This window comes from Qipengyuania algicida (genome assembly GCF_009828025.1).
Lineage (GTDB): Bacteria > Pseudomonadota > Alphaproteobacteria > Sphingomonadales > Sphingomonadaceae > Qipengyuania > Qipengyuania algicida.
Genome location: NZ_WTYA01000006.1, coordinates 178,039 through 196,741 on the forward strand (window position 1 = coordinate 178,039; position 18,703 = coordinate 196,741).

At 60.9% G+C, this 18,703-nt stretch carries 21 protein-coding genes, 1 tRNA gene and 1 pseudogene; 8 read left to right on the forward strand and 15 right to left on the reverse strand.

Annotated elements, in window-relative coordinates:
* Window positions 1–80: 80 nt before the first annotated feature.
* The gene (locus GRI58_RS09420; protein ID WP_160753342.1) at window positions 81–968 is read left to right on the forward strand and encodes an oxidoreductase; all 888 of its coding nucleotides are present in this window, start codon (window positions 81–83) and stop codon (window positions 966–968) included.
* Window positions 969–991: 23 nt separating this feature from the next.
* On the opposite strand, the gene GRI58_RS09425 is transcribed toward GRI58_RS09420, so the two are convergent.
* From GRI58_RS09425 to GRI58_RS09450, 6 genes are all read right to left on the reverse strand, one after another.
* Complete coding sequence (locus tag GRI58_RS09425; RefSeq protein ID WP_160753343.1) at window positions 992–1,276, reverse strand: hypothetical protein; 285 nt, start codon at window positions 1,274–1,276, stop codon at window positions 992–994.
* A gap of 3 nt (window positions 1,277–1,279) precedes the next feature.
* Entirely contained in the window at window positions 1,280–1,768 is a 489-nt protein-coding gene (gene rimM, locus GRI58_RS09430) for a ribosome maturation factor RimM (protein WP_160753344.1), read from the reverse strand.
* Window positions 1,769–1,777: 9 nt separating this feature from the next.
* Complete coding sequence (rpsP, locus tag GRI58_RS09435) at window positions 1,778–2,239, reverse strand: 30S ribosomal protein S16 (protein ID WP_160753345.1); 462 nt, start codon at window positions 2,237–2,239, stop codon at window positions 1,778–1,780.
* A 33-nt stretch (window positions 2,240–2,272) separates the two neighbouring features.
* Complete coding sequence (gene ffh / locus GRI58_RS09440; protein ID WP_160753346.1) at window positions 2,273–3,718, reverse strand: signal recognition particle protein; 1,446 nt, start codon at window positions 3,716–3,718, stop codon at window positions 2,273–2,275.
* A 154-nt stretch (window positions 3,719–3,872) separates the two neighbouring features.
* Window positions 3,873–3,948 (reverse strand) — tRNA-Ala (locus tag GRI58_RS09445).
* Window positions 3,949–4,047: 99 nt separating this feature from the next.
* The gene (locus GRI58_RS09450) at window positions 4,048–4,380 is read right to left on the reverse strand and encodes a TIGR02300 family protein (protein ID WP_160753347.1); all 333 of its coding nucleotides are present in this window, start codon (window positions 4,378–4,380) and stop codon (window positions 4,048–4,050) included.
* 115 nt (window positions 4,381–4,495) lie between these two features.
* Between GRI58_RS09450 and aroA the strand changes: the two genes are divergently transcribed.
* From aroA to gloB, 6 genes are all read left to right on the forward strand, one after another.
* Window positions 4,496–5,863 (forward strand): 3-phosphoshikimate 1-carboxyvinyltransferase, encoded by a 1,368-nt coding sequence (gene aroA / locus GRI58_RS09455; RefSeq protein WP_419957040.1) that lies wholly within the window; start codon window positions 4,496–4,498, stop codon window positions 5,861–5,863.
* Window positions 5,860–6,114, forward strand: a complete 255-nt coding sequence (locus tag GRI58_RS09460; protein ID WP_160753349.1) for a CBU_0592 family membrane protein — start codon at window positions 5,860–5,862, stop codon at window positions 6,112–6,114. The genes aroA and GRI58_RS09460 overlap by 4 nt, the downstream gene beginning before the upstream one ends.
* The gene (locus GRI58_RS09465) at window positions 6,111–6,743 is read left to right on the forward strand and encodes a (d)CMP kinase (protein WP_160753350.1); all 633 of its coding nucleotides are present in this window, start codon (window positions 6,111–6,113) and stop codon (window positions 6,741–6,743) included. Before GRI58_RS09460 ends, GRI58_RS09465 begins: the two co-directional genes overlap by 4 nt.
* An 87-nt stretch (window positions 6,744–6,830) precedes the next feature.
* Window positions 6,831–7,463, forward strand: a complete 633-nt coding sequence (locus GRI58_RS09470) for a YSC84-related protein (RefSeq protein WP_160753351.1) — start codon at window positions 6,831–6,833, stop codon at window positions 7,461–7,463.
* A gap of 362 nt (window positions 7,464–7,825) precedes the next feature.
* On the forward strand, window positions 7,826–9,529 hold the full coding sequence (gene rpsA, locus GRI58_RS09475) for a 30S ribosomal protein S1 (RefSeq protein WP_160753352.1): 1,704 nt from the start codon (window positions 7,826–7,828) through the stop codon (window positions 9,527–9,529).
* Window positions 9,530–9,665: 136 nt separating this feature from the next.
* Complete coding sequence (gene gloB, locus GRI58_RS09480) at window positions 9,666–10,421, forward strand: hydroxyacylglutathione hydrolase (RefSeq protein ID WP_160753353.1); 756 nt, start codon at window positions 9,666–9,668, stop codon at window positions 10,419–10,421.
* On the opposite strand, the gene GRI58_RS09485 is transcribed toward gloB, so the two are convergent.
* The 9 genes from GRI58_RS09485 to GRI58_RS09525 form a co-directional block, all read right to left on the reverse strand.
* Window positions 10,422–11,297 (reverse strand): alpha/beta hydrolase, encoded by an 876-nt coding sequence (locus GRI58_RS09485; protein ID WP_202386905.1) that lies wholly within the window; start codon window positions 11,295–11,297, stop codon window positions 10,422–10,424.
* Window positions 11,298–11,378: 81 nt separating this feature from the next.
* Window positions 11,379–11,927, reverse strand: a complete 549-nt coding sequence (locus GRI58_RS09490) for a F0F1 ATP synthase subunit B family protein (RefSeq protein ID WP_160753354.1) — start codon at window positions 11,925–11,927, stop codon at window positions 11,379–11,381.
* 23 nt (window positions 11,928–11,950) lie between these two features.
* The gene (locus tag GRI58_RS09495) at window positions 11,951–12,436 is read right to left on the reverse strand and encodes a F0F1 ATP synthase subunit B family protein (protein WP_160753355.1); all 486 of its coding nucleotides are present in this window, start codon (window positions 12,434–12,436) and stop codon (window positions 11,951–11,953) included.
* Window positions 12,437–12,470: 34 nt separating this feature from the next.
* Window positions 12,471–12,698 carry an ATP synthase F0 subunit C gene (gene atpE, locus GRI58_RS09500; RefSeq protein ID WP_160753356.1) on the reverse strand — a complete coding sequence of 76 codons (228 nt, stop codon included), beginning with the start codon at window positions 12,696–12,698 and terminating at the stop codon, window positions 12,471–12,473.
* Window positions 12,699–12,735: 37 nt separating this feature from the next.
* Window positions 12,736–13,494, reverse strand: coding sequence for a F0F1 ATP synthase subunit A (locus GRI58_RS09505; RefSeq protein ID WP_202386906.1), 759 nt, complete (start codon window positions 13,492–13,494; stop codon window positions 12,736–12,738).
* Window positions 13,495–13,508: 14 nt separating this feature from the next.
* The gene (locus GRI58_RS09510) at window positions 13,509–13,826 is read right to left on the reverse strand and encodes an AtpZ/AtpI family protein (protein ID WP_202386907.1); all 318 of its coding nucleotides are present in this window, start codon (window positions 13,824–13,826) and stop codon (window positions 13,509–13,511) included.
* 171 nt (window positions 13,827–13,997) lie between these two features.
* Entirely contained in the window at window positions 13,998–14,390 is a 393-nt protein-coding gene (locus GRI58_RS09515; protein WP_160753357.1) for a YdbL family probable chaperone protein, read from the reverse strand.
* 32 nt (window positions 14,391–14,422) lie between these two features.
* Window positions 14,423–14,680 (reverse strand): YnbE family lipoprotein, encoded by a 258-nt coding sequence (locus GRI58_RS09520; RefSeq protein WP_160753358.1) that lies wholly within the window; start codon window positions 14,678–14,680, stop codon window positions 14,423–14,425.
* Window positions 14,681–14,682: 2 nt separating this feature from the next.
* Window positions 14,683–17,898, reverse strand: a complete 3,216-nt coding sequence (locus GRI58_RS09525) for an intermembrane phospholipid transport protein YdbH family protein (protein WP_160753359.1) — start codon at window positions 17,896–17,898, stop codon at window positions 14,683–14,685.
* A 70-nt stretch (window positions 17,899–17,968) separates the two neighbouring features.
* Here GRI58_RS09525 and radC point away from each other — a divergent pair.
* Window positions 17,969–18,678, forward strand: a pseudogene (gene radC / locus GRI58_RS15665) (RadC family protein).
* Window positions 18,679–18,703: the final 25 nt, after the last annotated feature.

Below are 18,703 nucleotides of genomic sequence, written 5' to 3' on the forward strand. Positions count from 1 at the left end.
CAGGGTGTAAGACAAAGAGGCAATTATCGAACGCTAGCTTCTGCCCATATTGTGGTTCGCAGATCTACAGGAGCATCGCCATGAACAACGTGACCATAACGCCATCGTCATCCATCGTTGCCAGCGGAACATACACGCTGGGCGACCGCAAAGTGCACCGCATGGGATATGGCGCGATGCAGCTTGCCGGACCGCATGTCTTCGGTCCGCCGAAGGATCGCACTGCCGCACAGGCGGTTCTGCAAGAAGCCATCGCAGTGGGCATCGATCATATCGATACCAGCGACTATTATGGCCCCCATGTCGTTAACGGACTGATCCGCGAGACCCTCGCCCCCTACCCCACACAGCTCACTATCGTGACCAAGCTTGGAGCCCGCAGGGACGACCACGGCAATTGGCTACCATGGAACGATGCAGAGTCGCTTGAACGGGGGCTGATGGACAACCTGGAGCATCTTGGCGTCGATCAAATCGAAATCGCAAATCTGAGGCTGATGTTCGGAGAATCGCCGACCGAAGGCGATTTCATACCGATGCTGGAGACATTGATTAAGCTGCGCGACAAAGGTCTCTTGCGCCATATCGGTATAAGCAACGCCTTGCCCGTTCAGGTGCGGGAGGCGCGTGAAAGAACCGAAATCGCCTGCGTCCAGAATCATTACAATCTCGCGCACCGCGAAGACGATGAACTGATCGACGAGCTCGCGCAGGCAGGCGTGGCCTATGTCCCATTTTTCCCTCTGGGAGGTTTTACCCCTCTCCAGTCGGACGCACTGCATGAGGTCGCAAGGGATTTGGATGTCAGTCCGATGCAAACGGCGCTCGCCTGGTTGCTACAGAGAAGCGAAAATATCCTGCTGATACCGGGCACGTCCTCGGTGGCACATTTGCATGAGAATATCGCCGCAGCCGACATTGATCTGCCAGATGCTGCGCTTGAAAAGCTTAACGCCATCGCAGGATGAGAGACCGGGGGGCTACGCCGGATCTATTTCTTACGTGGCCCCTCGAACCATCGAACCGCCGGTATGCCGCCGATTATTGCGAGCACGACTGCAATCGCCAGCACCCATACCAGTGCCGCCACACCCGCCATATGCGACGCTTTTGCGAAGGCCGGACTCATCACGGCGAACGCTCCGACAAACGGTGCAAGGCGTCTACGCCAACCTTCAACCATCGCCGGAGCATAGCGCTTCATCAGCATGGCTGCGCAGGCTGCCAGCGTGCCGGACAGCAACGTCAGAACGACAAAGCCGATGAGATAGATCACCGCCTATTCCTCGGCAAAGTCGGCGCTGACCACCAGCAGAGTGTCATCCCATTCGGGCACCGCAACCGGCGTCAGCGGCACCATGAATTTCTTGCCGTTGGGCCTTTCGATCTCGACAACATCGGTTGCGCCGAAATTTTCGACGGCGCACACCCGTCCGACCGTCTCGCCGTCGTCGGTGACTGCGGTCAGACCGATGAGATCGGAATGGTAGAATTCGCCATCGGCCAGCGGCGGAAGCGTGTCGCGCGAAACAGCCAGGAGCGTACCGCGCAGCGCCTCGGCTGCATTGCGGTCGACAACCTCGGTAAGGCGCGCGATTGCGCCTCCTTTGTTGTCGCTGCGTATCTTGGCGAGCGACAACGCGCCGTTATTGAAGCTCTTTTGCGATTTGAGACTGTCCAGCCCATCGCCGAACAGCTTCAGGCGCACCTCGCCCGTCACACCATGCGCGCCGGTAATGACGGCCAGCGTGACGGGCTTGGTGGACATGGAAGGTGCTTAGCCTTCGGTCTTTTCTTCGGTGCTCTCTTCAGCGGGAGCCTCTGCCGGAGCTTCCTCAGCGGCAGCTTCTTCAGCAGGTGCTGCGGCTTCGGCTTCAGCAGCCTTCTTGGCCTCTTCTGCCTCTGCCTGCTTGGCGGCACGCTCTTCAGCGCGCTCCTTGGCCTTCTCGCCCGGTTCCGCCTTCTTCGGGTTGCTGCGCGCAGCGCGTTCCTTGATGCCGGCCGCGTCGAGGAAGCGGGCAACGCGGTCGGACGGCTGAGCGCCGACGCCGAGCCAGTAACGCGCACGATCCTCGTTGATCTTCACGCGCTCGCCGCTGTCCTTGGCGAGCAGCGGGTTGTAGGTCCCGATCTGCTCGAGATACTTGCCGTCGCGCGGGCTGCGCGTGTCCGAAACTACGATACGGTAATAAGGACGCTTCTTGGCGCCACCGCGCGAAAGACGAATTGCAATTGCCATGTGAACTTACCTTTCCAATCTAAAAAACTGAAATCACTTCTTTTTCATTAAATCTTGCATATTCGGCGGGATTGCTCCGCCGCCAAGGCCGGGCAATGAAGGCGGTGCACCGCCTCCGCCACCAGCGCCGCCCATTCCGCCACCGCCAAGCAGCGCGCCGAGCCCCTTGAGCCCGCCCATCTTCTTGATCTGCTTCATCGCTCGGGACATTTCCTGATGCATCTTGAGCAGCTTGTTGACGTCCTGCACCTGCGTGCCCGACCCTGCCGCCACGCGCTTCTTACGCTTGGCATTGAGCAGAGCGGGATTGGCGCGTTCCTTGACCGTCATCGAACCGATGATCGCATCCATGTGGACGAGCACCTTGTCATCCATGCCGCTGGCCGCCATCGCCGCCTTGGCCTTCTTCATGCCCGGGATCATCCCGGCGAGCATCCCCAGCCCGCCCATCTGCTGCATCTGCTTGAGCTGCGTGCGCAAATCGTTGAGGTCGAACTGCCCTTTCGCCATGCGCTTGGCGAGGCGTTCGGCGTCCTCTTCCTTAATCGTCTCGGCGGCGCGCTCGACCAAGCTGACGACGTCGCCCATGCCAAGAATGCGACCCGCAACGCGCTTGGGATCGAAGGTTTCCAGCGCATCGAGCTTCTCGCCAGTACCCGCAAACTTGATCGGTTTGCCGGTGACATAGCGCATGGACAGCGCCGCACCGCCGCGCGCATCGCCGTCCATCCGGGTCAGCACCACGCCGGTGAGCGGGACTTCGCCGCTGAAGCTTTGCGCGACATTGACCGCGTCCTGCCCGGTCAGGCTGTCGACCACCAGCAGCACCTCGGTCGGCGCGGAAACGGAGGCGACGGCCTTCATCTCGGCCATCAGCGCTTCGTCGACATGCAGGCGACCGGCGGTGTCGAGCAGCAGCACGTCGCTCGATTGCAGCTTCGCCGCTTCCATTGCGCGGCGAGCGATATCGACAGGCTGCTGCCCCTGGATGATCGGGAGCGTGGCGACTTCGACCTGCTCGCCCAGCACCGCGAGCTGTTCCTGTGCCGCCGGACGATTGACGTCGAGCGATGCCATCAGCGCCTTCTTGCCATGCTTCTGCTTGAGGAAGCGCGCGATCTTGGCGGTGCTGGTGGTCTTACCTGAGCCCTGCAGACCGACCATCATGATGACGACCGGCGGCTTGGCGTTGAGGTTCAGCCCTTCGGTTTCCTCACCGCCGAGCATTTCGACCAGCTCGTCATTGACGATTTTGACCACCTGCTGACCCGGTGTGACCGAGCGCAAGACGTCATGGCCGATGGCCTTTTCGGTGACCGCATCGATGAACCGACGCACGACCGGCAGCGCGACATCGGCTTCGAGCAAGGCGATGCGAATCTCGCGCATGGCATCGCGCACATCCTGTTCGGACAGCGCACCCCGGCCGCGAAGGCGGTCGAACACATTGCCGAGCCGATCGGACAGATTGTCGAACATCGCGTTCTACTCCTCGCCATCTTCGAGAAATGGCGCCAAATGCCAAAAACGCCGGCGGACGAAACCTCGTCGGCCAGCGTGCGAATTCCGAATCAGAATCCGACTTTGTCTTTTTCCGCCCGGCAGGCCCAAAGCGGCCCGATAGACGGTGAAATGGTGGAGCCGAGGGGGATCGAACCCCTGACCTCTACAATGCCATTGTAGCGCTCTCCCAGCTGAGCTACGGCCCCGTTCCATTTTTTGACCAACCGGGTTGGGCCCCGACCGACCTCGCCTTGCAGCAAGGCTGCGCGCCTTATGAGCAGCGCGCAGCGATGGCAAGAATTAAATCAATGATCGTCGTCGTCGTCGTCACCCGAAGTGGTCACGCCCAGATCGTCATCACCGCCCAGATCGACGTCGTTATCGGGGGAATCGTCGTCATCGTCGACGTCGATGTCCTCCAGATCGTCATCGGCAAGGTCGCTATCCGCCTCGCCTTCCTTCTTTTTCTTCTTGTCGTCTTCCTCGAAGGGAATCGGCTGCTTCGACTTGAGCACCGGCTCTGGGTACCATTCCTCACCGCATTCGATGCAGGTGACGGGTTCGTCCTTCGTCAGATCGTAGAAACGGGTGCCGCATTTCGGGCAGGTCCGCTTGGTGCCCCATTCAGGTTTGACCATTTGTAATCCTTGGCTTGTTGCCCCCGGCAGTGCGCCGCGGGGCCGTGAATTCGTAAAAGACTTGATGGGAACCTGCAGGGCAGGATTCAACAGCGCGCGCGCCTTGCCAGAAGCGATTGCCACTGTCAAAGCGCCGCACGCATCGCAACCCTTCGATACAAGAGATCGTGTGACCTCCTTTCGCTTTCAACCCTCGCGCCCGCTGACCGGCCATATTCGTGTGCCCGGCGACAAGTCGATCAGCCATCGCTCGCTGATGTTCGGTGCGCTCGCCCTCGGCCGCAGCCGCATTTCCGGCCTGCTTGAAGGTGAAGATGTGCTTGCCACCGCTGCCGCCTTGCGCGCGATGGGCGCAACGATCGAACGCGATGGCGATGACTGGCTGGTCGATGGCGTGGGCGTCGGCGGGTTGCTGCAACCGTCCGCCGCCCTGGACATGGGCAATTCGGGCACCTCCACGCGGCTGCTGATGGGCCTTGTCGCGAGCCACGCGATCACTGCGGTATTCACCGGCGACGCGAGCCTCTCACGCCGTCCGATGAACCGCGTGATCGACCCCATCAGCCTGATGGGCGCGCGCTTTGAACCTAGTCCGGGTGGAACGCTGCCGCTGCTGTTGGAAGGCATCGAACCTGCCGTTCCGGTGACCTATCGCCTGCCGGTCGCCAGCGCGCAGGTGAAGAGCGCGGTTTTACTGGCTGGGCTGAATACTCCAGGCGTCACCACAGTGATTGAGCCTGTCCCTACCCGCGACCATACCGAGCGGATGCTGCGCGGGTTCGGCGCGAGGATCGAGGTCGGTAAGGAAGACGGCGAACGCGTTATTCGCGTCCATGGCCGCAGCGATCTCAAGCCCTGCGATGTGATTGTACCGGGCGATCCGTCCTCCGCGGCGTTCTTTGTCGTTGCTGCGCTGCTCGTGCCGGGCAGCGATCTCGTGATCGAAAATGTCGGCCTCAATCCCACCCGAGCCGGTCTGATCGAGGTGCTGCGCGCGATGGGCGGCAATATCAAGGAACTGGATCAGCGCGAAGTCGGTGGCGAACCCGTGGCCGATCTCAGGGTCCGCCATTCGGTTCTCACCGGAATCAGCGTCGACCCCGCCCTCGCCCCCAGCATGATCGATGAATTCCCTGTGCTTTTCGTCGCTGCCGCCATGGCCGAGGGTCGCACCGTCACCAGTGGGCTCGAGGAACTGCGGGTCAAGGAAAGCGATCGCCTTGCCGCGATGGCCGCTGCGCTCACCGGAGCAGGTGCCCAGATCGAGGAACGCGAAGACGGGCTGGTTATCGATGGCACCGGAGGCGCGCCCCTGCGCGGCAGCGCCAACAGTCGAACCAAGACCCATCTCGACCATCGCATCGCCATGGCGATGGCAGTCGCGGGCCTTGCCAGTAGTAACGGCGTAGAGGTGGACGACACCGCTCCCATCGCCACCAGCTTCCCCAATTTCATGACTTTGATCGAAGAGGCCTGCACATGACTGACTGGGCGACATTTGTGGGTTTCGGCGGCATGATCTGCATTATCGCCGCCTATGCCTATCTCACCTGGCGTGACACGCCGAACCCGTTCGTACTGCACTTCACCAATTTGGCCGGTGCAGCACTGCTGACCGTTTCCCTGCTGGTGCACATGAATTGGCCAAGCCTCGTGCTGGAAGGTTTCTGGGCAGCAATTGCACTTTGGGGAATCGGTAAGGCACTTCGCGAGCGCAAGGCAAAAAGCACGTGATTGTTGCCGTCGACGGGCCCACCGCATCGGGCAAAGGCACTATCGCCGCGGCGCTTGCAGCCTATTTTGGCTTGCCCCACCTCGACACCGGGTTGCTGTATCGCGCCGTCGGGCGACAAGTGTACCTCGACGGGGGCAATCCCGACGAACCCGACGATGCGTTGGCCGCCACACGCTTTCCCGAAAGCTTGCTCGACGATCCGCAACTCCGCAACGAGGAATGCGGCGGCCTCGCGAGCCGGGTGTCAATTCATCCTGCAGTACGAAAGGCGTTGTTCGAGCGCCAACGCGCCTTCGCCACCGAGTCCGGTGGCGCGGTGCTTGACGGGCGCGATATCGGAACGGTCATCGCACCCGATGCCGATGTGAAGCTGTTTATCACAGCCAGCGTGGATGCGCGCGCGCAGCGTCGCTATCGCGAAATGCAGCAACGCGGCATCGCGACAACGCTCGCCGAAATTGCCGAAGATTTGCGCCGTCGGGACGAACGCGATTCCTCGCGCGACACTGCCCCGCTAACGATCGCGGGGGACGCCATCGTCATCGATACCAGCAAGCTCGACCGCGCTCAGGCAATCGACAACGCGATCAAGGCAGTGAACCGCAAAATTGGCGGCCAGCTGAAATAGTATTGAAATTGTGGCGGAACTTTGTCCGCCCTTCACGGGTTGTCCTCCCAGCATCCGATAGTGTTTGCTCGCAATGGAGACCCTGAAATGAAACGCGTAAGTATTCTTGCTCTCGTCAGCGTCGGCGCACTCGCCGCCTGTTCGCAGCAGCCCAACAACACATCGCCCTCACCCACCCCAACCGTAGCCAGCACCGATCAGACCGACAACTTGTCGCTCGACCAAAAGGTCACCGCGACCCTCGACAAGTGCAAGCAGGTCCAGGCAAGCTGCGGCACCGGTGACGTGGCCGGCTATTTCGTATTTCCCGACGTAACCAATATCGCACTGGGCGTTGGTGGCGCTGGCGGTGAAGGCGCGCTGGTCGAAAACGGCAAGATCACCGGCCATTACAAGATGGGCGAAGGCAGCGTCGGTCTGCAGGCAGGCGTGACCGCCGCGTCCTACGTCTTCAAGATCAAGGACAAGACTGCGCTCGACAAGTACAAGAAGGATGGTCAGTGGAGCATCGGTGCCGGTGCTGGCGTGACAGTGGCCAAGGCTGATGCGAATGGTCAGGGCCAGGCCGACAATGCCAAATCCGTGCTTTATGTCTTCAATTCGGAAGGCCTGATGGGCGATGCCAAGGTCGACGCAATGAAGATCTGGCGCTCCGACGATGGCGATATGAAGGGTTCGGACACCATGGCTACGGACAGTTCGACCGGTTCTCACAACTGACACGTGTAGCGACGATCAATGTCTCAAGACGGCCGGCCCCCTTCGGGTCGGCCGTTTTCACACCAGGCTTGCGTGGGAGGCGCTCGACGACCGTCCTCTCTCCAATGCTTGCTTTTTGGAACCTGATAGACTAATTGCGCGCCCGTCCGATGGACCGGCAATAGGTTCCAGGGCAGGCTTTCGGCACGGTCGTCTTTTTGACAAGGGGCATTTTCGTCCCACGTTGCCGCACTCTTCTGCCTCCCGTTCCCGCCAGTTCTGAAGATGCCCGCGATGGCATTCGGCTCCGCGGGCAGTCTGGCCACAAGACCCCGGGAAACAACCCGGTGGCCGGAAAAACGTGAAGTAGGATTACCAACCACATGGCAACTGCAGCCAATCCGACGCGCGACGATTTCGAAGCGCTTCTCAACGAACAACTCGGCGATGCAGCCGACGGCGGCTTCGAAGGCCGTGTCGTCAAGGGCACCATCACCGCAATCGAAAACGGCTTTGCCGTCATCGATGTAGGCCTCAAGAGCGAAGGCCGCATCGATCTCAAGGAATTCATGCGCGGCGAAGACGAGCACGGCCTGTCGGTCGGCGACGAAGTCGAAGTGTTCGTCGACCGCGTCGAAAACGCCGACGGCGAAGCGATGCTCAGTCGCGACCGCGCGCGCCGCGAAGCCGCCTGGGATAAGCTCGAAAGCGAGTTTGGCGAAGGCAAGCGCGTCGAAGGCCGCATCTTCGGTCGCGTCAAGGGCGGCTTTACCGTCGATCTCGATGGCGCCGTGGCCTTCCTCCCCGGCTCACAGGTCGATATCCGCCCCGTGCGTGACGTCACCCCGCTGATGGATGTGCCGCAGCCGTTCCAGATCCTCAAGATGGACCGCCGCCGCGGCAATATCGTCGTTTCGCGCCGCGCCGTTCTGGAAGAAACGCGCGCCGAACAGCGCAGCGAACTGATCGACAAGCTGACCGAGAATCAGGTGATCGACGGTGTCGTCAAGAACATCACCGACTACGGTGCCTTCGTTGACCTGGGCGGTATCGACGGCCTGCTGCATGTCACCGACATGAGCTACAAGCGCGTCAACCACCCCAGCGAAATGATCGAGATCGGCCAGACCGTAACCGTCCAGATCATCCGCATCAACGAAGACACCCAGCGCATCAGCCTCGGCATGAAGCAACTCGAGAGCGATCCGTGGGATGGCGTCGCCGCCAAGTATCCGGTCGGCATGAAGCTGTCGGGTCAGGTGACCAACATCACCGAATACGGCGCCTTCGTCGAAATCGAACCGGGCATCGAAGGCCTGGTCCACGTTTCGGAAATGAGCTGGACCAAGAAGAACGTCCATCCGGGCAAGATTGTCTCGACCAGCCAGGAAGTCGAAGTGATGGTGCTGGAAGTCGATTCCGAGAAGCGCCGCATCTCGCTCGGCCTCAAGCAGGCCCAGCGCAACCCGTGGGAAGAGTTCGCCGAGAAGCATCCGGTGGGTGCCAAGGTCGAAGGCGAAGTCAAGAACGCCACCGAATTCGGCCTCTTCATCGGGCTCGACGGCGACGTCGACGGCATGGTCCACATGTCCGACATCGCATGGGGCATTTCGGGCGAAGATGCGCTGGCGCTGCACCGCAAGGGTGAACAGGTCGAAGCGGTCGTGCTCGATGTCGATATCGAGAAGGAGCGCATCAGCCTCGGCATGAAGCAGCTCGAAAAGGGCGCTCCGACCGAAGCGGGCGCATCGGGCGCGCTGCGCAAGAACCAGGTCGTCACCGTCACCGTTCTCGAAGTGCGCGACGGTGGGCTTGAGGTTCAGGTTGGCGAAGACGGCGCGACCGGCTTCATCAAGCGTTCGGACCTCGGCCGCGACCGCGACGAGCAGCGTCCCGACCGCTTCCAGGTCGGCCAGAAGCTCGACGCCATGGTAATCGGTTTCGACCGCTCCAAGAAGCCCAACTTCTCGGTCAAGGCGCGTCAGATCGCCGAAGAGAAGGAAGCGGTGGCACAGTTCGGTTCGTCCGACTCGGGTGCGTCGCTGGGCGACATCCTCGGCGAAGCGCTGAAGAAGAAGGGCGAATAAGCCACTCGATCGTTATCGATCACAGATACACGAAAGGCCCGCTTGCTCTTCGGAGCAGGCGGGCCTTTTCCTTTGCGCGACCGACGCGTAGGTTCTTGCGGAACAAGTGCCAAAGGCCCGGTGTTGAGGAGATACCATGCTTGAAGTCCACCAGTTCCCCTGCCTGTCGGATAATTACGGTTATCTCCTGCACGATACCGAGAGCTGCCAAACCGCTGCAATCGATACGCCCGACGCGAGCGAATATCTCAAGCAGGCGGCAATGAAGGGCTGGGAGATCACCCATATCTGGAACACCCACTGGCACCCCGATCATGCCGGTGGGAACAAGGATATCGTGGCTGCCACAGGAGCGGTGGTTGTCGCCCCGAAAGAGGTCGAAAAGCTGTCCGCGATAGATCGCGTTGTCGCGCACGGGGATGTTGTCATGCTGGGCGAGTACGAAGCGCATGTTATCGACGTATCGGGCCATACCGATGGCCATATCGCCTACCATCTCCCCGAAGCCGATATGGCTTTCGTTGGCGACAGCATCTTCGCGCTGGGGTGCGGACGGATGTTTGAAGGCGAGCCGGAGCAGTTCTGGAACAGCCTGCTGCGCATTCGTGCACTGCCGCCCTATACTATGCTCTACTGCGCGCACGAATACACGCAGGCGAACGCCAGATTTGCGCTCCACGCCGATCCCGACAACACCGAACTAAAGCTCTACGCCGGGCAGATAGACCAGCAGCGTGAGAAAGGCCTGCCGACCGTTCCGACTGTCCTTGATCGCGAAATGGCAACCAATCCCTTCCTGCGCGCCGACGATCCCGCGCTGCGGGACCGCTGGGGTGGATCGTCACCTGTCGAAACCTTTGCCGCCCTGCGCGCGGCCAAGGACCATTTCTGACTATTTGCCCCTGCGATGAAGCAATCCACGATCGGTCATCCAATCCGTGATCCTGTCCGGCCAGTTACGTAGCGAGACCATCGGCGTTGATTCGCCCATATTGTAGGCGTGCCCACCGGCCGCATACAGGTGCAGTTCGGCGGACGCATTCGCCTTGCGATAGGCTTCCATCAAGTCGATCACGGGCTGCGAACAGCAGGTGTCATCGCTTGCAGCGGATAACAGAAGTGGTGGCGAACTGCTGGTGATATGCTCATCAGCCTTCATCGGTCCGGGAAAGACCAATATTCCAAAGTCCGGGCGCGCTGAAAGTGCGTCCACCGCATCGCCATTGCCGGGAGGGGGCACTGGCGCGCTAAGCAATGTCATCCGCGCCAGCTCCCCACCGGCCGAAAATCCAATGATCCCTACTCTATGTGGATCGATACCAAATTCTTGCGCACGAGACCGGACCAATCGGACCGCGCGTTCCGTATCCTGCCTACTGTTATCGATCGTCCACGGCTGATCCTTTTGGCGCGATAGCCGATAACGCAACACAAACGCGGCTACGCCGCGTTGGGTGAACCATCTTGCGACGTCGGCCCCCTCGGTTGTCGTGACGAGGAACTCATGTGCCCCACCCGGCACAACGATTACCGCTGTACCGGTCTCCCGTCCTGGCCAAGGCGCGAAATAGGTGATCGAGGGATTGTTGACCGACTTGGTCCAGTAGCTCGCGCTTTCCTCGGGAATTGCAGCGCGGTTCTCGAAACCAGGCACACCGCCGTCCCATAGGTTGATCCGTTTTCCGGGATCATCTGGCGCCTGGCTCAGTGCAGCAGAGCCCAATATGCCGGCAAGAGCCAGCATGACAATCGCACACCACCGAAGCATCCCGAACTCCCTGTTGTCTGACAACTAGGTGACTCGGAAAGACTTTGCGGTCAAGTTTGCTTTGTTGGGGCAATCCCCGGCTCAAATGCCGGAAATGATTTCCTCGGACAGCTTGCGATCCGATGCCTCGTCATAGGTATCGGCGATCACCTGGCGCGAAGCGCTTGTCGCGGCATGGGCGGCCTCGTGACGCAACGCATCGAGCGCAGCGCGTTCGGAAGCGGCGATTTTCTCTTCTGCCATATGCGCACGGCGCTGGATCATCGCGCTGGTGTCAGCCTCAGCGCGGGAAATGATTTCCTCTGCTTCCATGCGGGCGTGCTCGAGCATCTTCTCGGCATCCTTGGCACTCGCGGCCAACTTGCCTTTCGCTTCCTCAAGCATGGCCTGCGCTTCTGCTCGGATTACCGCTGCTTCGTCAAGCACGCGGCGCTTGTCCGCGATCTGCTTGTCGAGCGCCTCACCGATCCGCTTCGGGAGTTTTCCCAGCACAAAGGCCAGGACAAGGAAGATCGTGATCGAGGCATAGACCCAGCCTTCGACGCTCAGGCCGAGCAGAGTCGGACCATGTTCGCCATGTTCGGCTGCGCCACCGGCGGGGTGTTCGACCGTTGCGGTGAGTTCGCTCATAATGCGGTCCTCTTGCTATCCGATCAGCGGGCCATGGCGGCATCGACCGCCTTGGTCACCGCACTTTCGGACGGCTGTTTGCCGGTCAACCTGGTAACGATTGCCTGAGCACTCTCGCTTGCGACCTTGCGCAGCTCACTGCGCGCGTCTTCGCATGCCTTGGCAATACGTGCCTCGGCGGCATCGGTCTTACCTGTCGCCTCAGCCTCTGCCGCGGCCAGACGGGATTCACTCGAATTGGCCGCCTCAGCCTTGGCCTCCCCGATCCGGGCGAGAGCTGCCTCGCGATTGCGTTGCAGCTCCGCCTTGATCTGCTCGGCCAGCGCGTCAGCCTCGTCCTTGGCTTTGCGGGCCGCGGCGAGATCGCTGTCGACCTTGGCCTTGCGCTGGTCGATAACCCGCGCCAACCGCGGCAAGGTCGACTGCACGATCACGAAATACAGGATCGCGAAGGCAACCACGAGCCACACCATTTGTGGCAGGAAATTGGCCGGTTCAAATTGAGGCATGGGTCAGGCTCTCTCGGAGTCTCGAGCGGTCGGCTCAGCCCGCGAAAGCGAGGTAAAGCGCGACAACGGCGGCGATCAGGCCGAGCGCCTCGACCACGGCGAAGCCGAGGAACAGGCGGCCCGAGATACGCGGTTCGGCTTCGGGATTGCGGAACGCACCGAGGAGGTGCGAACCGAAGATGTAGCCCACACCGATACCGGCGAGACCGGCACCCATGGCGGCAAGACCGGCACCGATGAATTTTGCTGCTTCTGCGTCCATTTTGAAAAACCCTTTAGTCGAGAATGGTGGAAAATAATCAGTGAAGGTTGATCGCGTCGTTCAAATAGATCGATGCGAGCAGTGCGAAAACATAGGCCTGGATCAGCGCGATCAGCAGTTCGAGCGCGGACAGCGCAACGTTCACTGCGAGCGGCACGATGCCGAACACATAAGGGATGAGATCGAAGGAACCGAGCGCCACGACGAAGGTCGCAAACACCTTTAGCAGCACGTGTCCGGCCGTCATATTGGCAAACAGCCGGATCGCGAGCGTGAACGGACGCACGAAGAAGCTGACAACCTCGATCGGCATGATGAACAGCGCAAGCGGCCACGCCATCCCCTTGGGCCAGAAGAAGGTGAAGAAGTGGAAGCCGTGGTTGATGAGCCCGACGAGCAATACGACGACGAACACGATCAGCGCCAGCGCCAATGTCACCGCGATATGGCTGGTCGGGGTGAAAGAACCCACCCACGGGATCAGACCCAAGAGGTTACAGGCGAGGACGAACACAAAGACCGAGAAAATCAGTGGGACATAGGCCTTGCCCTTGGGACCGACGTTCTCATCGACCACACCCACGACAAAGTCGTAAACGTATTCAAGCGCAGCCTGCCAGCGGCCCGGGATCACTTCCGGCTTCATCGTTCCGATGATTAGGAAGATGGCGATGCCGCCGAGCGCTACGAGCATCCACAGCGCGGAATTGGTGAAAGACACGTCGAAACCCGACACGCTGAGAGGTTTCAGCGTGTGGATCGCGAACTGTTCCATCGGATTGTTGGACGCTGCCATGGTCGCTTACCGGCCTATTGCTTGTCGTTGGTGAAATCGGTGTCGAACTGATTCGACGTGGTGATTGCCCGGCGCAAGCCGGCAGCAAAGCCAAGACCGATAAATACGATCATCAGCCAGGGAGCGGTTTCGAGCCACTTATCGAGCAACAGCCCGATCAACGCGCCGACAATAACCGACCCGACAAATTCGATGCCAACCGCCCAGCCGCGCGTTTCCGCGCGCCCTTCGGCCGCCGTATGCGACTGATAGGCACTGCGCTGACGCTCTTCAGCTTCGGCGATGCGGCGATCGAGATCGTCGCCGGAATGCTGATCGTTACTATCGGCCAAGACCCATCCCGCTCCGGTTAAAATGCAAATCAGGGTGATTGATATGCACAACCGGCCCTACCCGCTGAAGGGGCCGAGCCGGTGCGGTGCTCCCTTAGTCGTAGGGGTGGTTGCGAGTCAACCGCAAGAGGAGTGATTTCGCGCGCTTGTTACAGGCTTGCCACGTGTCAATCACGCAGGACAGCGCGGGTCACGCTCGGGCGCGGCGCTGGTGCGCGTTTTCCAGCTTCCGTCGGGTGCCTGATACTTTTCCCCCGGCGAGGTCGCGAGAATCGCCTGGCATCCGGCGGCGAAGGCATATTCCTCGATCGTCGCATTCGCTGCCTGAGCCTTCTGCGTATAAAGAGCACGACGCTTGATGTTGATATCGTTGACAATTGCCGTGAGTGCAGGCGTCGACGAACCGACCACTCCGAGATAGCCGTCCATCTTTTCGCCAACTTCGCCAGAGGACCGAGCCTTGGCATAGGCCGGATCGCGCTGCGCCATGGCCGGAGCTGCAAGGCCTGCCACGCCAATAGCCATCGCAATGCCCGCGAGAAGAGGTTTGCTGGTCCTGATCATGTCAATTACCTTATCCTTGATCATCGTCTGTTTCAGAAGATGTCCTTGTTCTGCTCCACGGTGTTACCCGCATCCTTCGCCAGACGGTAAATCACTTCCTGGCGAATATTCACGTTCAATTCGATCACGATCGGCTTATCCGGCGCCTTGACCGTGATACATCCCGACAGGGCGAGCGTCGCGAGGCCCGTTGCCGCTGCTACCGCCCCCCTGCCTGTGAGAGCGGCGCGGCGGGGCTTGCTCCACCCGCCAGCGCCACTCTCGCAGCTCGTCGAAACCTGCCCTGTCATAGTTATTTCTCGCTTTCCTTGTGCTGAATGGTCCCTTTATCCGGGATTATGTCAGACGGAGCCACTTTCGGCTTCACATCGTCACCGCGTGTCGATTCTTTCAACCGTGTTCCATCATCGGTTACCAACCCGAGTTCGCGGGGATCGCGTACCGCAGCAGGATCGCGCAGTGATTTGAGCGAGGTGATGAGCTGATAGAACGGCGCACGGACATTGATGCGGAATTGCAGCGGTAATTTGGCCAGCTGGCGCGTGATGAAATTGTTTTTGGTGCCCTGGCCCTGATGAACGCCGTCGAAGCGCACCCTGGTGACGATCTCACCCGTCAGCGGCCCATCCATTTCGACCTCCATCTTGTCGTAATTGAGGCTGCGCAGCGCATTGAATGCGAAATTGGCGATGGGCGAGAGGTCCTTATAGGTCAGGTCGCCAACATAGGCGACGTTGCCTCCCGGTTTGCGCGAGGTCAGCAGGCCGCCTTCGATCCGCCCGTTACCCGACGCGTCAAAGACGATCGGTATCGTGCCATCGAAGGTCCCGGTTGCGCCTATGTTGCCCAGATTCATGTAGTTCACGAAAACCCCGGCATCGAGCGCGGCGACATCGAAGATGTAGCGGCGTTCTTCCTTCACACCGAAGTTCAGATCGACCTTGCGCAGGGTCAGCCTGCCGCCCATGAATGGCCAGCTTCCCCCTTCGACCGCCAATTGCTTTGCATCGGTAAGGTGGAAGCGCACCACCCCATCCTTCACCTCGATCCCCGGATTGACCGTGGCGATATGGATCGTCTGGTCGGGCGCTGTCGTAAGTTGCAGCAGATCCGTGAAATGGATCGTGCCGCTGGCGCCGGTGACCGGACCGAAAGCGGCGGCGAAATTGAGATCATCGGAGGAAAACTCGCCGCTGCTGGTAATCTTCCCATCCCGCCAGGCGATCTTGCCGCTGCCGGTGATCTTCCCATCGACATTGGCCACCAGACCCTTCGCCAGCGGGGTAATGGTATCGGGCTGCAATTTGTCATCGAATGTCAGTCCGGCGAGCGTCAGATCGGCGTGCCCGATCCCGTTCGACAAATTGTGGCCGATGGCTAAGCCCGTCACCACTCTCCCGGTGCCAGGATCGCGCAAATCGGCGTGGGCTTCGATTCTGTTGTCCGCCAATACGAGATTGGCATCGCGTGCTACCAGTGTTTCGAAACGGCGGGGTTTCTGGCGATCGTCGAGCTTGAAGCCGGCGCCGGACAGCGTCAGCCGCCCGTCATGGTATCGCCACTCGCCGCTGGCATCGGAAAGATCGAATGGGACCGCATTCAATTTAACCTCGGTACCCGCAAAATGGCCCGTGAGGTCCGTCCCCAGCTGAGCGTCGACATGGTCAATATCGAAGCGACTCGCCGTGCCCTCCGGACCCAGCGTCACTGCAATCTGGCTGGCAGTCATCGTGCCGGGATAGGCAAAGCCGATCGGACCGCTGGCGAGCTGAATAGGCGTTTCGCCAAGCTTGCCGCCCAGATCGAGGCGCGGCGTTCCCGCAGCAATGGTTGTCTGGCCATTTGCCCGCTCGAGAATAGCGCGTCCCGGCTCGGGGCACAGGCGCAGATCATGCCGGTCCAGTTCAAGTGTGGCCAGTTCGAGCCTGTCGAACGAAGCGTCGATACACTTGGTCCACATCGACAGCCGCCCGCCGCTGACATAGCGACCATCGACAGGAAGTGAGAGATTGCGTGCCGATCCCCCCGGCAGTGCACCAGTCATCGACACTCGACCTACAAATCCAAGCGCACCGCCCTTGCCACGCGCCAGCGTCAGGGTCGGAATAGCCAACGAAGCATCGCCGGCAGAGTACGGTTGCATGGTCATGCGGAACGCGCGGTGGCCGTTCGACAACTGCTCCATCCGACCGTTGATGTGCGGGATTTCACGTCCGTCGGTCACCAGATTGCCGCTCAATTGCAGCGGTGAAGAGCCATTCACGGACATCTGCACGCGCGACAATGCCATGAGCCGCTCGCCGCTGCGACCACGCATTTCCGCTTTCGGCACGATCAGCGTGGTGCCGCCATGCGAACGGCGCAAGGTCAGATCGGCCACCAGTGCGCTGCCACGCGATTCGCGCATCAGCCCTTGGGCGAACTTTCGCATGATCGGTGCCAGCAGCGTCCCCTGTCCGGTCTGCGCAAGATCGGACAGGCCACGCTGCATGGCCGCGCCCGGCCGCAGGCTGTTGCCCTCCAGCGTGCTGTGCATTGTCAGACGCGAAAGATCGGTCGACGCCTGCGACGAACCATCCAGCGTCACGAGAGCGGCCTTCGCCTGGGGCATAGAAACGCCGTGCAGGGCTACGGTATGTTTGAGTTCCAGCGCATCGCCGCGCCATGCCAGCCGCAGGCCGAATTCCGCGCCATTGGCATGGACGTCGGCGTATTTGAGGTCGTCGGCGGTGATCGATGCCTGGCCATTGACGGCAGCGAAGGTTTCATCGCTGGAAAGCTCGAGATTGGTGTCGCTGTTCCCGATCGCAATGTGCGAAGCAGCACACGCAAACGACGCCATTCTCAGCGGCCCGGAAAACTGCGGAGCGCCGGATTTGGTCGAAACAGCGCCAAACAGGCTGACGTTCTGCGCCGCACAGTCGCGGAACTTGAGCTGCGGCGCGGCGATCGCAAGCGTCCCCTGAAAGCCGTTCGACAGCTTCCCTGCCCCTTCGAGCTTGATCCCCAACGGGCCATAGTCGGTCACGACCAGAGCCCGGCCATCCTTTACGACGAGGTCGAGATCGGGAAAACCCGGCGGCTTTCCGGTCTTGCGGTAGATTGCCTTGTCGAGGCTGCCAAAGCTGATTCGTCCCCCCTTCTGGACGCCGTAGAGCCGTGGCTTGATGAGCGTGATCGAACCGATTGTCGGTGCGCCGAGACGGTAACGCAGCCGAACCTGCACCTGCTCGACCGTGAGGTCAGGTCGCGCCGGATCGCCGATCACCAGATGGTCGATTATCTGCAGTCCGGGGGTAACCTGGCGCAGATCGTAGCGCCCCGTGAGGCCATAGCTCCTGAGCTGGCTCGCTATGGTGTTGTCGGCAATACGGTTGCGCTCGATCCACGCCCCGCCCAGCGCCGCTACCAGCACGAGCGCGATTCCGGTGGGCAACAGCACCCGCTTGCGCCGCCAGCGCCTGCGAGCCTCGGTCGGCTGCGGTTCGTATTCTTCGACCCCGGTCATCCATCCCCGCTTGCGTGCCAATCGTTGGAAAGGCAAGGCAATCGCATTCAACGCGGCAGGGGGATTTAGGTTGCCGACAGCAAAATCGAGCGGGCAGGCAGTTACTGGCCTCAAACCCGGCACGGGCCACCGCGCGCGACTGAGGCAAAGATTGCTGGCGGGAGGTTCCGAAGCGCTGGCGGATTACGAGTTGCTCGAATTCCTGCTGTTCGCCGGAGTTCGCCAAGGGGACACCAAACCGACCGCCAAGGCGCTGATCGCGCGGTTCGGTTCGCTCGCTGCGGTGCTGGACGCCGATCCGGCAGCATTAATGCAGGTGAAGGGAGCGGCGAAGCGGGTGCCGCTGCACTCAAGAGCGTTTCCCACGCTGCCCGGCGCATTGCGCGTGGCAAGGTTCAGGATCAGCCGATGCTGTCGAGTTGGCAGGCCCTGCTCGACTATCTCGCGATCGATATGGGCAACGTCAACCACGAGCGGGTGCGCGTGCTATACCTCAATGCCCAGAACCGCCTGATTCTGGACCATGCTGCCGCCGAGGGCACGGTCGACGAAGCCGCGATCCATCCTCGCGAGGTGATCCGCAAGGCGTTCGATCTCGGTGCGACCGCGCTGATCCTCGTCCACAATCATCCGAGCGGCACCGCCGAGCCGAGCCGCGCGGATATTGCAATCACCAATCGCATTGCCGAAGCGGGGCGACTGCTGGGCGTGACCGTGCATGACCACGTCATCGCCGCAGGATCGCACCATGTGTCGCTGCGGGCGAAGGGACTGCTCTGACGCCCCTCGCCCGCGACGTCACGCA